Origin of the sequence: Parabacteroides massiliensis (assembly GCF_900155425.1) — a bacterium.
Taxonomy (GTDB): domain Bacteria; phylum Bacteroidota; class Bacteroidia; order Bacteroidales; family Tannerellaceae; genus Parabacteroides; species Parabacteroides massiliensis.
In genome coordinates, this window is sequence record NZ_LT700191.1 from 218,443 (window position 1) to 232,641 (window position 14,199).

The 14,199-nt window shown below is 43.1% G+C and carries 13 protein-coding genes; all 13 read right to left on the reverse strand.

Annotation, left to right across the window (positions count from 1 at the left end; all coding sequences use genetic code 11):
• Nucleotides 1-4 precede the first annotated feature (4 nt).
• Nucleotides 5-832 carry a lysophospholipid acyltransferase family protein gene (locus tag BQ9893_RS11980; RefSeq protein WP_075966255.1) on the reverse strand — a complete coding sequence of 276 codons (828 nt, stop codon included), beginning with the start codon at nt 830-832 and terminating at the stop codon, nt 5-7.
• A gap of 5 nt (nt 833-837) precedes the next feature.
• Entirely contained in the window at nt 838-1,725 is an 888-nt protein-coding gene (locus tag BQ9893_RS11985) for a CDP-alcohol phosphatidyltransferase family protein (RefSeq protein ID WP_075966256.1), read from the reverse strand.
• 7 nt (nt 1,726-1,732) lie between these two features.
• Nucleotides 1,733-2,461, reverse strand: coding sequence for an SDR family NAD(P)-dependent oxidoreductase (locus tag BQ9893_RS11990; RefSeq protein WP_167369887.1), 729 nt, complete (start codon nt 2,459-2,461; stop codon nt 1,733-1,735).
• A gap of 8 nt (nt 2,462-2,469) precedes the next feature.
• Nucleotides 2,470-2,940: an FAD synthase family protein gene (locus tag BQ9893_RS11995; RefSeq protein ID WP_005636362.1), complete on the reverse strand. Its 471-nt coding sequence runs from the start codon at nt 2,938-2,940 to the stop codon at nt 2,470-2,472.
• A 127-nt stretch (nt 2,941-3,067) separates the two neighbouring features.
• Nucleotides 3,068-4,168 carry a 4-hydroxythreonine-4-phosphate dehydrogenase PdxA gene (pdxA, locus tag BQ9893_RS12000; RefSeq protein ID WP_075966257.1) on the reverse strand — a complete coding sequence of 367 codons (1,101 nt, stop codon included), beginning with the start codon at nt 4,166-4,168 and terminating at the stop codon, nt 3,068-3,070.
• A 73-nt stretch (nt 4,169-4,241) separates the two neighbouring features.
• Nucleotides 4,242-5,273, reverse strand: coding sequence for a DUF4837 family protein (locus tag BQ9893_RS12005; RefSeq protein WP_075966258.1), 1,032 nt, complete (start codon nt 5,271-5,273; stop codon nt 4,242-4,244).
• A gap of 58 nt (nt 5,274-5,331) precedes the next feature.
• The gene (rlmN, locus tag BQ9893_RS12010) at nt 5,332-6,363 is read right to left on the reverse strand and encodes a dual-specificity RNA methyltransferase RlmN (RefSeq protein WP_075966259.1); all 1,032 of its coding nucleotides are present in this window, start codon (nt 6,361-6,363) and stop codon (nt 5,332-5,334) included.
• Nucleotides 6,364-6,469: 106 nt separating this feature from the next.
• A complete protein-coding gene (locus BQ9893_RS12015; protein WP_075966260.1) occupies nt 6,470-8,608 on the reverse strand; it encodes a peptidylprolyl isomerase in 2,139 nt (712 codons plus the stop codon).
• A gap of 98 nt (nt 8,609-8,706) precedes the next feature.
• On the reverse strand, nt 8,707-9,963 hold the full coding sequence (locus BQ9893_RS12020; RefSeq protein WP_075966261.1) for a hemolysin family protein: 1,257 nt from the start codon (nt 9,961-9,963) through the stop codon (nt 8,707-8,709).
• A complete protein-coding gene (gene lptC / locus BQ9893_RS12025) occupies nt 9,963-10,703 on the reverse strand; it encodes an LPS export ABC transporter periplasmic protein LptC (protein WP_075966262.1) in 741 nt (246 codons plus the stop codon). The genes BQ9893_RS12020 and lptC overlap by 1 nt, the downstream gene beginning before the upstream one ends.
• Before the next feature lie 2 nt (nt 10,704-10,705).
• Nucleotides 10,706-12,070 carry a tetratricopeptide repeat protein gene (locus tag BQ9893_RS12030; protein ID WP_075966263.1) on the reverse strand — a complete coding sequence of 455 codons (1,365 nt, stop codon included), beginning with the start codon at nt 12,068-12,070 and terminating at the stop codon, nt 10,706-10,708.
• Between the two features lie 29 nt (nt 12,071-12,099).
• Nucleotides 12,100-13,389 carry a BamG family beta-barrel-assembly machinery protein gene (locus BQ9893_RS12035; protein ID WP_075966264.1) on the reverse strand — a complete coding sequence of 430 codons (1,290 nt, stop codon included), beginning with the start codon at nt 13,387-13,389 and terminating at the stop codon, nt 12,100-12,102.
• On the reverse strand, nt 13,376-14,155 hold the full coding sequence (locus BQ9893_RS12040) for a type III pantothenate kinase (RefSeq protein ID WP_075967352.1): 780 nt from the start codon (nt 14,153-14,155) through the stop codon (nt 13,376-13,378). The genes BQ9893_RS12035 and BQ9893_RS12040 overlap by 14 nt, the downstream gene beginning before the upstream one ends.
• Nucleotides 14,156-14,199 lie beyond the last annotated feature (44 nt).

Here is a 14,199-nt window from a genome sequence, read left to right on the forward strand (position 1 = left end):
TTTGTTATTTTTTAGCACCGTATGTCCGTCGATATAAAAACTCGGCCAACTCTTTGTCGTCGGTAATATTTTGGATTTCTTCAGGAGAAATCGGCTCGCCGACGTAAACATCGACTGTACGCCCACGCTTGTTAAAAGCTTCGGCCGGTATGCGCAACGTACGGATACGCCAATCGATCCGGCCCAACCAATAGAAAAAGCCGGAATTCAGAAAATCAAAATAAACAGGGTATACAGGCACTTTTGCCTTCCGGATCAGACGAATCACACTGTGCGTCCAGGGCAAATCCTGTATTTTCTTCGTCTGCTTATTATACATAGAGATCCCTCCGGCAGGGAAAAAGCCCATCGGATGTCCCTCTTTCAGTTGTTGCAAGGATATACGGACTCCGTTTATATTTTTCAGGTTGGCTCCCCGATTATTGGAATCGGGCTTGACAGATACGAAATTATCTCCCATAGCCCCGATCTTGGTCAATACTCCGTTTACCATCACTTTGAAATCCGGACGACGTGAAGCGAATATATCGATCAGCATAATCCCGTCTATCGATCCGATCGGATGGTTCGAGACGGTGGCAAAAGCCCCTTCAGGCAGATGCTCCAAAACCTCGGCGTTATGCAGGTTATATTTGACATTGATCAGCGGATCATTCAACAAGGCCGTTGTAAACTCCGCCCCTCGCAAATGGCAGTTACGGGCATGCACCTTGTTTACCTTATCAATACTTAACCATTTGATCAGCAATTTTCCTAAGAAAGTACCAAAACGGCTTCTAAAGAACGGGGCAGCGTCCTGTAAATCATGTATGTCTACTACGCTCTCTTTCATAAATCTTATTTATAGAATGTTGCACACATCTTTTCGTGCTTTTTCATGGCAAGCAACAAAACGGTATTTAAGACGATTATCTCATACAAGAAATAAATCCAGACCTCACCGACCAGGACCACAATAAACATCACGATTGTACGTCCGTTAAAAGTCAACAAGTCTATCATGTGCATCAACTCCTTGCTCTGCTTACGGAAACGGATACGGATATCTTCCGGAATATCATCTCCATAGCGTGCATGCAGGCTGCGAAGCATCCCTTGCAAAGACGGAGTGGCTTTCACTTGCAAAAGCGTATAGCCACGATAAAGGAAATAGAAAAATTTATTGATGCCGTACTTCATCTCCTTATGGCGGGCACGAACCTGTTCCAACGACTGGAACTCCGCTCCTTTATCCTTACTGATGAAATATAAATGAAGCGTCTTGTAGTAGTCCGTAATATTCGCCTGTACCAAATGCGACAAACCGGAAAGAACTGCCAATGCAAAGAACCAGTATGTTCCATAGTCATGAGACAGACGCAGGGCGAAAGCGACATAAATACATGTAAACCAGATATCTCCGGCAAAACCATCCAAAATACGACCGATCGCTGACTTGATCCCCGTCAGGCGAGCCAACTGCCCATCCACACAGTCCAGAATATTGGCAAACACCAGCAACAGGATACCGCAAACATTGTAAATCAAATCATCATGATAAAAAAAGAAACCCACTGCCGCCCCTACGAAAATAGAGACAACAGTCACCATATTGGGAGTAATGCCTGTCCCCCTTAACATACGGGCAATACGAAAACCAATGGGACGATAAAAAATCCGGTCAATCTTATTTTCTGTTTCTATCGACTTCAACGAAGCCTCATACTCTTTATCCAAGTCGCTCATTTATCTTTCATTTATACGAATAACCGCCATCGACAACGATCACTTCGCCATTAAAATAACTATTTTCTACTAACATTTTATACACTTCTGCCAGTTCCTCCGGATCACAGAAACGCCCTAATGAAACCTTGTTCTCTATATTACGCCGTATTTCGGCGGGTTTCGTTTTCTGCCATTCGGTATCCACAAAACCGGGAGCCACGGCATTCACACGTAATTCATACGGAACCAGGAACTTCACCAGATTTTTCACCAACGCATGCACGGCACTCTTCGTCACGCCGTATGCCAGCGAAACCGAATGGGGCTGTATTCCCATCAAAGATCCGGTAAAGACAATGCTTCCTCCCTTATTTATCAAACCGGCAATACGCTGCAACAGGAAAACCGGGAAATGCACATTGGCAAAAAAGACCCGTTCCCATTCCGCCATATCCAGTTCTTCAAACGGATCACGACAGGTCAAACCGGCATTAAAGATTACCACATCCAAACGCATAGAGCGCTCGGTTAGAAACGATTCTATCTTTTCGATTGATTTCCGATCAGAAATATCAGCTTGAAGAACACAAGTATCTACATTATATTGCTGCAATAAATCGTCTGCAACCCGAAGAGCTTCCTTCTCATCCGAAGCATAGGTCAGAATCAGGCTGTACCCGACTCTTGCCAAACAAGAGGCAACGGCTTTACCTATTCCTTTCGTTCCTCCGGTAATCAACACCCTTTTTCCCACCATCGTCCTCATTCTTTTTCACCGAAGCCCTTGACGGATTCAGGTTTAGACTGCCGTTGAGACTTCAGATTCGCTTCGTATGAATCATGAATTGTTTTCTTCAGGTTGGAAGAGGAAACTCCTGTTCCGTAAGGGAAATAAAAAACCTGGACACCCAAGTCTTTCAAATAGTCATACTTGCCGTACCAGTCGTCTCCCACGACAAAAGCGTCGATGTTCAACTTTTTGACTATTTCGGAATGGTCCAATGTATGTTGTGGAATGACAATATCGGGAGTTTTCAGAGCTTCGATGATTTGCAGGCGTTCTGTAAAAGGAATAATCGGTTTTGCCTTATAAGAAGACACCAACTCATCCGTACTCACCCCCACGATCAAAATGTCCGCAAGGCTGCGAGCATAGTTTATCATCCGAAGATGGTTGTAATGGAACATATCGAATGTCCCTGAAGTATATACAATCGTTTTATCCTTAAACATAATACTTATATCCTTTTGAAACCGCAAACTTACACAAACTTTTCCTATCAAAAAAAAAATGACAGGAAAAGTTCCACAAGCAGGCGGGGTCAATCACCCGAAGATAGGACGGATTCGGGCAGATCGGTTATTCGTCTTCTTCTTTTGTCAGATCGAGCTTTTCATTGTCGCCACCCTTATCGAAATACTGCTTACGCAAGGGGTTGGCTGTTGCCTCCCGATAACGGATACGATTCCGATAAATATCCAAAGCAGCATATAAGGCCTGACGGAAAGATTCTTCAGATGCCACATTCTGACCGGCAATATCATAAGCCGTACCATGAGCCGGAGAAGTCCGTACGATAGACAAACCAGCCGTATAATTAACACCATCATCCATTGCCAGTGTTTTGAACGGAGCCAATCCCTGATCGTGATACATGGCCAACACGCCATCGAACTTATCGTACATCTGCGAACCAAAGAATCCGTCGGCTGCATAAGGCCCGAAGGACATCACTCCTCTCTTCTCCGCTTCCCGGATAGCCGGGATAATGATTTCTTCTTCCTCTTTCCCCAACAATCCGGCGTCTCCGGCATGCGGGTTCAATGAAAGGACAGCGATACGGGGGCGTACGATTCCGAAATCCTGTTTAAGCGATTGATTAAAAATACGCAATTTGGACACTATATCTTCAACGGTAATCTTTGATGCGACTTGTGCCAATGGAATGTGCCCTGTCACCAACGCAACGCGAAGATTGTCTTTCATCAGAATCATCAAGGCCTTTTTCCCAAGACCTCCGAAACATTGTTCCAAATATTCCGTATGGCCGGGAAAATGGAATTGTTCATTCTGTATATTATGCTTATTGATCGGAGCTGTTACCAATACATCCACCGCACCGCGTTTCAAGTCGGTAACAGCAGCCTCCAAAGCCAGATAAGCAGCTTCACCGGCAGCAGTTGTAGACTGGCACAATTCAACTTTAGTCTCGTCATCCACACAGTTGATAATGTTCACCCGGTTTATACCTGCATCTTCGGCCTGTGCGATGATACTCAAATTCACGGCTGGTAACTCCAATACTTTCCGGTGATATGCGGCGATCTTCGATGAGCCGTAAATGACCGGTGTGCAAAGTTCGGCAATACGGGCATCCGACAATGTTTTCAGTATCACCTCATAACCGATACCGTTTATATCTCCGTGGGTAATGCCCACCTTAATCAATCGTTCTTCCATATATTTTGATTTATGATTTGTGGTTTATGATTTATTCCATCGCTGCTCTAAATCATAAACCACAAATCTTTTGTTATTTCTCTTCGGGAACATCCAGTTTCTCCACCGGTGTTTCTTCAAATTCACCAGGCAGACGCAAGGTATACAACGCAGACTCGACACGGCGGATAAAATTGCGCTTATCCGTCTCCGGTGCGAACACGAAGCCTTCAACCACTACAACCCGGTTGTTCTTTTCGTCTAAACGAGCATGGCTGACAAACGGACCGCCCATCATATCGCCTTTCATATACCACAAACCGCGCAGCACACCACAATATTTGCCATTCACCGTTGTCGGGGTATAAGTCACCCATGCAGTGTCTGTGGCCATATAAGATCCGGGGAACGTACCCGGCATATTCAACTTCATGACAGAGTCACGTTTTGCAATCAGATAGTCGGCCGTGAATGTATCGGCATCCTTATACGGAAAATCATATACGACAATATCCGAACGTCCCGTATTGGCATTGTTGGAAGCCCAGAAAAAGCCGGTCGTATCACGGAAATAAGTCATATTTGCCGGTGCACTCAACATGACATTGAAGCGATCCTTCACATGATCCATAACCACCGGACTGTATTCTTTCTCCAACTGGCCGACAGTACGGTTTCTCTCGCACTTGGTAAAAAACTCAACGATGTTACGCGGATGAGCTTTCACATATTCAAGAATGGCTTCATCGTCAGGAGCCGACAATGTCATCACTACCTGGCCTTTCGCCCAGCGATTATTCTCGTAGTTCAGTGAAACCTTCGTATACTGAGTCTTATCTATTTTAACAATCAAAACATTGCGTACATATGTCAACAGACCGTTAAACTGGTCAGGAGTCGCATAAGTGACCTTAAAAGCAGGTTCGGCCTGCGGCAGTCCCGGAATATCGGAAGTCAGTTCGGCTTTGATAGCTTTCCCGGCAGGAGCATCCCAGTCAGCTTTATCCATCGTCACTACAATCTCATAGGCGAAACCGGTGGCATTTCTCATCACCGGACCTGAGCTACATGCTCCCATAATGACAAGAAGCATTAAAAAGCTGATCAATAAAGAATGTGTTTTCATACCTGTTTAATTTTTTGTTATACAAATATAGTTTCTTTCCCTCAAAAAGATATCATTTCTATTCTTTTTGTTGTTTCTTTGCCGTAGAAAGCATTCCGCATGCGGCAAATATATCTTCCCCTCGTGATGCACGGATCGTACAAACAATGCCGGCTGCATTCAACGTATCCCGGAACGCTTCCATTCTTGCCAAATCCGAACTTTCCAACGGCACATTGGGGATTGCATGAAAACGGATCAGGTTGACTCGGCAAGGGATTTTGTTTAATAAACAAGCCAATGCTTTCGCATGTTGAAGGTCATCGTTCAAATTTTTAAAAACAATGTATTCGAAGGAAACACGGCGTTGATGCGTAAAATCGTATTGCTTGATCGTCTCGATGATATCACGTGCAGGAAAAGCCTTTTCTACCGGCATCAAGGACAACCGTTCGTCCGGATAAGGTGAATGCAAGCTGACAGCCAAATGACATTCGCTCTCTTCAAGAAATCGTTTTAACCCTTTGGCGACTCCGATAGTCGAAACCGTGATCCGCTTCGGGCTCCAACCGTATCCGTAAGGGGCCGTCAGAATCTCTAAGACTTTGAACAGTTCATCCACATTGTCCAACGGTTCTCCCATCCCCATAAAAACGATATTGGTCAGTTCTTCCGTTTCCGGTAAAGATTGTATCTGGTTCAGGATCTCGTTTGCCGACAGGTTTTTAGTAAATCCTTGCTTGCCTGTCATACAGAAAAGGCAATTCATTTTACATCCTACCTGAGAGGAGACACACAATGTTGCCCTGTCTTCCGTCGGGATATACACGGATTCGACAAAATTACCGGGTCCGGCTGGATATAAATACTTGATAGTCCCGTCTACCGATTTCATCAAATCGGAAGGAGGTACGGCTCCCACTTCGAAGTTTTCCTCCAACAAGGTTCGTTTAGCCGCGACAATATTCGTCATGCCGGCAATAGAAGTCACTTTCTTCTTATACAGCCAGTCAGCCATCTGCTTGGCTGCATATCCCGGCAGTCCGGCTTCGGCGGCAACCCCTTTCAGCTCATCCAGAGTCATTCCCAACAAACGTCTTTTCTCACTCATGATCCTTCTTCTGTTTCTTTCATGCAAAGATATAAAAAAACCGCCAATCGTAGCCGATTGGCGGTTCCTATGATAGACGGGCAGTCACCTGCCTCTAAATTCCATATTAATAGAAGCGGATACGATTATCTTCCACATCAGCTTTGTTTACCAACGATTGGATAGCCTGGAAACCGAAGCGGTAAGCATTAGAGGCATCCAATGTTTTGATTTCGGCTGCTTCGTCATAGTTCTTGGCATCCTTGTTCTGTTCGTATACCTTGAATACATATACACCGTTATTGCCGGCAACCGGAGCGCTCAACTGGTCTTTCTGAGCCAGAGAAACCATTGCATTCAGCTTCGGTTCAACACCGATCCCTGCGATACGGCGTGTTGCAAAACTAACGAACTTAACAGAATCTACAGAAGAATTCATAGCCTGAGCATAAGCATCGACAGAACTCAAATTCTTGGCAGACAGGTCTTGCGCGATCTTCTCTCCCTTTTTCTGAGCGATCAACTCTGATTTCAACATCGGAGTAACCGATTCCAAAGAACGGTAACCTTCCGGCAACGTACCCTGAATAGCAGCAATCACAAACTTATCGTCACATTCGAAGATTTCAGAAATATCGCCCTTGCTGTTCTGGAACGCCCAACGGATTACCGGACGTGAATTCTTGATAGAGCCCAGCAACTGATCGTTAGCGGTCACCGTCACATTAGACAACAGGTTGTAACCGGCTTCCTTAGCGGCGTCATCCAATTTATCCATATTCTGGTTCTTTGAAATGAACTGGTTCAATTCATTATAAATATTACCATAAGTCTTCGTGCTCGGAGATACGGTCATATCGATATCTGCCACTTTATATTTATCAATATTAGCTGTCTTATCGGTAACCTTGATGATATGTGTTCCATACAATGATTTTACAATTGAATAATCATTGACAGGAGTCGAGAAAACTGCTTTTTTGAAATCTTCATTGACACCTCTCAAAGCAGTCGCTTCAGTAAACCAACCCAGTTCACCGCCTTTTTCAGCAGCCTGGTCAGCTGAATATTCCTTAGCCAAGGCAGCAAAGTCGCCACCTTTCTTCAACACGTTCAGCAAGCTATCGGCTTTTGCTTTGATAGCAGCTTCATCACCTGTATTTGCCAACATTATATGGCTGACCATTACAGAATCGGGAGCAACAGTTTTATCGACTAACTTAAACAGTCTGTATTTGTCGTTTTCAAAAACAGGACCGTATACGTCACCTACACTTGCTGTCTTTACGAATTGCTTCATTTCAGGATCCAGTGCATTTTCTGAAAAGAAAGCATCCATATAAGGTATTTCAGAATTTTCCGTTACCAAATCAGCCACTTTTTCAGAAGTAGCCAACTCGCTCTTCAAAGATTCGATCTCCGCACTCGCTTTGTCATAGTCTTCTTTACTCGGACGGATATCGACAGCGATATATTTGATTACTTTTCCTTCTTTCTGCTTGAACAACTCTTTACGCTGATTGTACAGCTTTTCAATATCGCTCTTGCTTACCTGTATTGTTGAATCTGGGATAGAAGCATAAGACTGCATTGCATAAACGATATCAGAACTTACGGCCGAACCGTCGAAAGCATCTTTTGCATCCAATTTGTTGGCAGAAACAGCCTTGCTCAACAGAGTCGTATATTTCTGTTCCAAACGCTGACGCTTGATATTCTTTTCCCAGAACATCCAGAACTGACGGGCTTGCAACAACTGTGCCTGCTGATCGGCAGGATAGTTGGCGATATTATCATCGTCGATAGTCTTTAAGAAGTTCAATAATGCTGTTTTGTCAAACGCACCGGTCTGCGGATTCACAAACATCTGCATCTGTTGGATCATCGGAGAAATGTTTTCGCCCTGAACCATATCGAACAGTTCTTCCGGGCCTACACCCATTCCTAATTTGGAAGTTGCTTCGTTCAAAACGACATCCTGCACCATACCGTCGAATACAGACTGACGGATTTGAGTCTGGTACTCTTCGGGCAGACTGGTAGAACCTGTCTGCATTTTGTACATTTCAGTCATTTCGTCTACACGATCCTGAAATTCTTGAATTTTAATAACTTCTCCGTCTACTTCCGCAACCGTCTCCTGTGATTGTCTGAAATAAGTAGAACCGGAGTTCAAAAAGTCACCGATGATAAAAGCGAACAATGCCACTCCCACAACGAGTACCAGCAGTCCTGCTTTGCTTCTGATTTTTTCCAGCGTAGCCATTTATCTTTATCTATTTTAAAGTTTATTATTCTACATTTTAAGCGCACGAAGATACGAAAAAAAGAGATTGCCACATCTTTTTTACGCTCTTTTTTTAATCAACCCACTACTTTCATACGAACCAACTCGATTTTCGTCGCCGTTACTTTTATGATTTTAAAAGAATATTTATCGATTACAACCGTTTCATTCAACTTCGGGAATTTCTGATAGAAGTGCAATATAAAACCGGCAATCGTCACATAATCGTCTGACTCCGGCAATTCCAAGTCGAATTTTTCGTTCAGCGCATCGATTTCCATACGACCGGAAAGCAGATATTCGTCATCTCCCACTTTTTTGGCGACATACGACTTTATATCGTGTTCGTCTTCTATTTCGCCGAATATTTCTTCCACCAGGTCTTCCAGTGTTACGATTCCAGAAGTCCCCCCGAACTCATCCACCACGACAGCCATACTTTTTTTGTCCTGCATCAGAACTTTCATCAGTTTATTGGCCGCCATCGTTTCGGGGACGATTGAGACGCTCCGGATACTCTGTGTCCAGTCTTCCGGATTTTTAAATAATTCCGAAGAATGGATATATCCGACAATATCATCTATATTTTCATTATAAACAAGTATCTTGGAAAGTCCGGTCTCTATAAAACGAGAACGCAAGTCCTCAAGGGTAGCCGTCTTATCGCATGCCACTATTTCCGTACGGGGTACAATACAATCACGCAAACGTACATTCGAGAAATCAAGTGCATTCTGAAAAATCTTAACTTCCGTATCCATATCCGAATTTTGAGGTGCATCTTCAATACTCTGCTGGATAAAATAGTCAAGGTCGACTTTCCCCAGTGCCCGCTGCGTCGATTCGGTCACATTCTTTACTCCTACAATTTTCAAAATCAAGAAAGAGAGCAAAGACGAAAATTTAGAAATCGGATACAACACTATATAAATGATTAATAAAGGAACCGAAAATATCGTCAACGAAAAGTTTGGATTCAGCTTAAAAATCGTTTTCGGAATAAACTCCCCGGTAAACAAGATCAGGATAGTCGAGATAACAGACTGAATCAAGACAATCAACGCTTCATTGTTTATCACACGTGCAATGAACGGCTCCAGTATAATCGCCATCTGCAAGCCGTAGACTACCAGTGCTATATTGTTTCCGACCAACATTGTTGAAATAAACTGATGTGGGTTCCGGTAAAATATATCCAGAATCTTACTCGTCAGGCTCTTTTCCTTTTTATCAAGTTCAAAACGTAACTTATTGGAGGAAATAAAAGCAATCTCCATTCCTGAGAAAAATGCAGAGAATGCCAATGATATTAATATGTATGTAAGTGCACCCATTACTTCTTTTTATCCATCTCGACCGGCATCAATTCTTGCGGATCCGGCTTTTCCATTTGTGCCGGTTCCTTCTGCGGAACAGTTGCCGTAGCTGGATTGACAGCTACGGGTACGGAATCTGCCGGAACTGTATTTTTGGTCGAATCGGCCGTGGCCGATTCACTGACAGGGAATACCCCCTGAGAATTAAATATTTTATATTGAGTCATATCTTGATTCGATTCGAATCCAATACCTGTTATAATCTTATCTTCTTCTTGTATACGGATGTATTTATCCGTATAAATTTTCCCTTCTTTCTGATTAAAGAAAAGAAGAGACGTTTCAAATGTTTTTCCTTCCAGGCTTTCCACCTTTACATTCCCGACCCATTTCCATAAGCCTTGTTTCTCATAGTTATAGGCAGTGTCAGCCTTGAGACTTGCTTCGGTACGAAACAACGTGTCGAATTTTTCCACATAAAGACCTTCAGGGAAATACGAAAATGGCTCTTTTGCTTTATCGAATTTCAGGAATTCCTTAGCCGTAGCACGATAGCGCGTAATTCCCGAATCGGAGAACTGAGTGGTATAATCAGTCGTTCTCAACGTGTAAGTTGTTTCCGGATCGAAAGCAACCACGACCACCTCTTTTTTATCGCCATTACAAGAGGCTGTAAATAAAAGAAGCATAACAACCACCACTAAGGTAGTTGTTATGCCTTGTTCATTCGTTTTACAAAGAAAACGGTTCTTAATCATAATTATCTGATTGTGACAGTCTCAACAATCCAGCCCCCGATTCTAAAAGTTTTTCCTTTTTCCAGTTCCGGGTGCATGAAAACTTCTTCCGTAGAAGGAAGGTGAGCACGATAAGTATTAGCCAATTTACCGGCATCCTCTGCTACATTCTGATCCACCTGTCTTGCTTTTTCAAACTTATCGATAGCTGCATAGTAAACAGCTTTTGCCAAAACGGGATCATTCGGATAAATAGATTTCGCTGATTTAGCATACATGTTACCGATCAAGATGTACGGTGCACCGTAATCAGGATTGGTTTCGATTGCTTTCTGGCAATATTGTCTTGCTTTCGACAGATTATTTTGTTCGAACAACAGCACGCCGATCAAATAATAGTCTTCAGCTTTTGAAACAGCATCGGTTTCCATGTTGGCAGCTTCTTCGAAATACTTGATAGCCTTGTCGTAATCCTTCGCTTTTACAGCCTGTTTTGCGATACCCAAAGCGGCATCCGCACTCGGTTCGAGTTCATAAGCATAAGCAGCTGCCGTATAGAAAGCATCGATTTCCTGGCAACGAACACGTCTCAACATAGAAACGATTTCCTTCAATGCATCCAGATTTCCTTTTGCAGCCTCAACCTTAGGAGCATACATTCCCTGCAATGTTTCGCAGTCTGCAGCACCACTTCCTGCAAAACCGCCATCAATAGCAGACTTGTAGGTGGTCAGGTTCTTTACTTCTTTCTCATTATTTGCTGCTTGAGCTGCAGCCAACTGCGTTGCGATAATCTTGGAACATTTCAAATAGTCCTCCAAATAAGTTTCTTTGAAATTAGGATCGGCCAACAGTTGACGGTGAGATCCCATCATATACAAGGATACCCCCATTGCTTCGGTATTTTCCCCAAATTCATTGATCACATCGCTCAACCAAGCATAATACACTTTCGGATCTGCATTATCTCCTTTAAGACGGATATAATCAGCGGCCTTACGGGCAACAATCCAATCCTTGCCATACTTCCGGTCATTACCGAAATATTTCACACGCGTATCATAAACTTTCATCAAATCATCGATAAGAGCCGCTTTCGTTGCCGGATCTTTTTCGGTATTGATTTTCCAGTCCATGATTCTCACGCCATACAAGTAGATATCCTTATGAGCTCCCGGACATTCGGTATAAGCCTGATGCCAGAATTCATAAGCATCCTTGAAATTCCCTGCTTTGGCGTAAGGAACAAACAAGCTGATATTGGTAATACAACGTACGCTATCTTCACCAGAACCGAACGGAGTACCAGTATCCACACCTTTTTGTGCATAAGCTCCGAACGACACCATTGAGCATCCAAGAGCCAACAATAATACTTTGATCTTCATATTTATTTCTATTAAAGTTAACTATTTTGTTAATCGACCTTAAACTTCATAAACCATGCTTCATTGAACGTATAATTCACTGTAAAACGGAAATACTGTTCATCAATCATATTCATCTTCACTTCCGGTTTCTTTTTCACATATTCAAACGATATGTTAATCAATGAACGGTTATCAATCAAAGGCAACCCCAGACCGAGGCTTGCTCCGATCTCGTTATAACCGTCTCCGGAAGGATTGGCTTCTGTCCGGTTCATACGCAAATATGAATTGCCGTAATGAACACCTGCACGATAACGAATCCGGCTGAAATATGATTTACGCATATAATCCGGTATATATTCGCCACCAACTGCTATCCGGTAACGATTCTTGAAATTACCTTTCTCTCCAAAGTAAAGCATTTTTCCCCAATCTTCATAGGAAAAATCTGCTGCTAACGTTAATTTATTTTGTTTTACATAAGAAAGACCCACTCCATACTTATTCGGAAGCCCGAATTCTTTATTGGATATTGTGTCGGAAGAAATGATTTCGTCTGTATATCCGCTAGATGTCAATGTTTCCGTATAATTATAAGAATCGGCATTCAAGGTCCTTTTTGGAGAAAAAACCAATCCCAATGTAACACTTTCCGTTTTACTAAACGGATGAGTGTATTGTAGCCCGAAATCCATTATCAGATCTCTAACCCGCAACTCCTGGCTACGGGAGGTGTTATAAGCGCCTGTACCTTCCGCGGACATATTGATCAATTGCGAATGCTTGATATTCCCAAACAAGAATCCGAAATTGGCTCCTACAGCCAAACGTTTTTTCCAGATATCCACAGAAATACCGCCATACAAATCACTCAGGCCACCCGAACCGTTATAAGTTTCCGTAAACGTCACTCCCTGATCGTTACGTAAAGCGCCAAATTTATAACCGACATAAGAATATGGCAACAAACCGATGCTCAAGGCTATGCGACGATGAATGGGGAACTGCATTGCTATATATTCCACATTCCCGTTGATATCGTTCTGACGGGCATTCCCGTCATCGAACCACGACAACTGACCGCCCACTCCAAAATCAAAGAGAAAAGTCAAGGAGTCCATGCTGCTGTATGACGCCGGGTTCATCGGATTTATTTGTTTTGGCGAACGTAATCCGTAACCTATACCGCCCATGGCTCGACCTGCGCCGAACGAACGTTCTCCCAAATCACCATACCCGAAACGGGTGTAGGGCGAATTAGTATTGTTTTGCGCCATCAAAGGCAACAGTATGAATATAAGAACGCTTGTTATTAGTACTTTATTAATCTTCAACATTATACTCTAAGATTCTGTTTAATCCTGTCAACACTAAATTAATGTCTGCAAAGATGGAGTTTTTTAGCCGTCTTTCAAAATAAAACGAATGACCGCCTGTTAAAAAAACTAAAAGGTTAGGATATTTTAGCCGAAGCAAATCAATATACCCATCCATCTCGCACACTATACCATTTACTACTCCAGCCAAAATGGCTGTTTCCGTATCCGTTCCGACCAGAGGGACATCCTCCTGTTCGACCACCAAAGGCAATTTCCTCGTAAACTGGTTCAATGCCCTGAACCGGGTTGTCATTCCGGGTGAGATATTCCCCCCTAAATAAGAACCGGAAGCATCGATCAGTTCATATGTAATAGCTGTTCCTGCGTCGATCACCAGCAAATCCTTTCCGGGTTGCAGGTAATTAGCCCCGACAGCGGCCGCCAACCGGTCTCTGCCCAACGTCTCAGGTGTTTTATATTGCACCTTAACCGGAAGAGACACCTTTTCATCGAAAAACACAAAATCCCGAAGATTGCTTTCCAAATATGCAACCAATTCGTCATCTTTATCTATCACTGTCGAATATATTCCTTTTGTCAACGGATATTCCTTAAAGATAGAAGGGATAACTTCCACGCCGAAATCCTTAAACACAAAAGAAGCCTCCATATGCTTCTTGTTGTATACAGCCACCTTCGTTGATGTGTTTCCTTGTTCTATAATGAGATTCACGTGTCTGATTTTTTCCGCAAAGAAAAACAAAAATGATGAGATAACAGACATATCGAAGGCACAAAGTACAAAAAACAGGAAAGGAATGACTTCCT

Excerpts from the sequence above, each read along its gene's own strand:
- BQ9893_RS11980 (WP_075966255.1), bottom strand. The coding sequence starts at position 832 with ATGAAAGAGAGCGTAGTAGACATACATGATTTACAGGACGCTGCCCCG.
- BQ9893_RS11985 (WP_075966256.1), bottom strand. The coding sequence starts at position 1,725 with ATGAGCGACTTGGATAAAGAGTATGAGGCTTCGTTGAAGTCGATAGAA.
- BQ9893_RS11995 (WP_005636362.1), bottom strand. The coding sequence starts at position 2,940 with ATGTTTAAGGATAAAACGATTGTATATACTTCAGGGACATTCGATATG.
- pdxA (WP_075966257.1), bottom strand. The coding sequence starts at position 4,168 with ATGGAAGAACGATTGATTAAGGTGGGCATTACCCACGGAGATATAAAC.
- BQ9893_RS12005 (WP_075966258.1), bottom strand. The coding sequence starts at position 5,273 with ATGAAAACACATTCTTTATTGATCAGCTTTTTAATGCTTCTTGTCATT.
- rlmN (WP_075966259.1), bottom strand. The coding sequence starts at position 6,363 with ATGAGTGAGAAAAGACGTTTGTTGGGAATGACTCTGGATGAGCTGAAA.
- BQ9893_RS12015 (WP_075966260.1), bottom strand. The coding sequence starts at position 8,608 with ATGGCTACGCTGGAAAAAATCAGAAGCAAAGCAGGACTGCTGGTACTC.
- BQ9893_RS12020 (WP_075966261.1), bottom strand. The coding sequence starts at position 9,963 with ATGGGTGCACTTACATACATATTAATATCATTGGCATTCTCTGCATTT.
- lptC (WP_075966262.1), bottom strand. The coding sequence starts at position 10,703 with ATGATTAAGAACCGTTTTCTTTGTAAAACGAATGAACAAGGCATAACA.
- BQ9893_RS12030 (WP_075966263.1), bottom strand. The coding sequence starts at position 12,070 with ATGAAGATCAAAGTATTATTGTTGGCTCTTGGATGCTCAATGGTGTCG.
- BQ9893_RS12035 (WP_075966264.1), bottom strand. The coding sequence starts at position 13,389 with ATGTTGAAGATTAATAAAGTACTAATAACAAGCGTTCTTATATTCATA.
- BQ9893_RS12040 (WP_075967352.1), bottom strand. The coding sequence starts at position 14,155 with ATGTCTGTTATCTCATCATTTTTGTTTTTCTTTGCGGAAAAAATCAGA.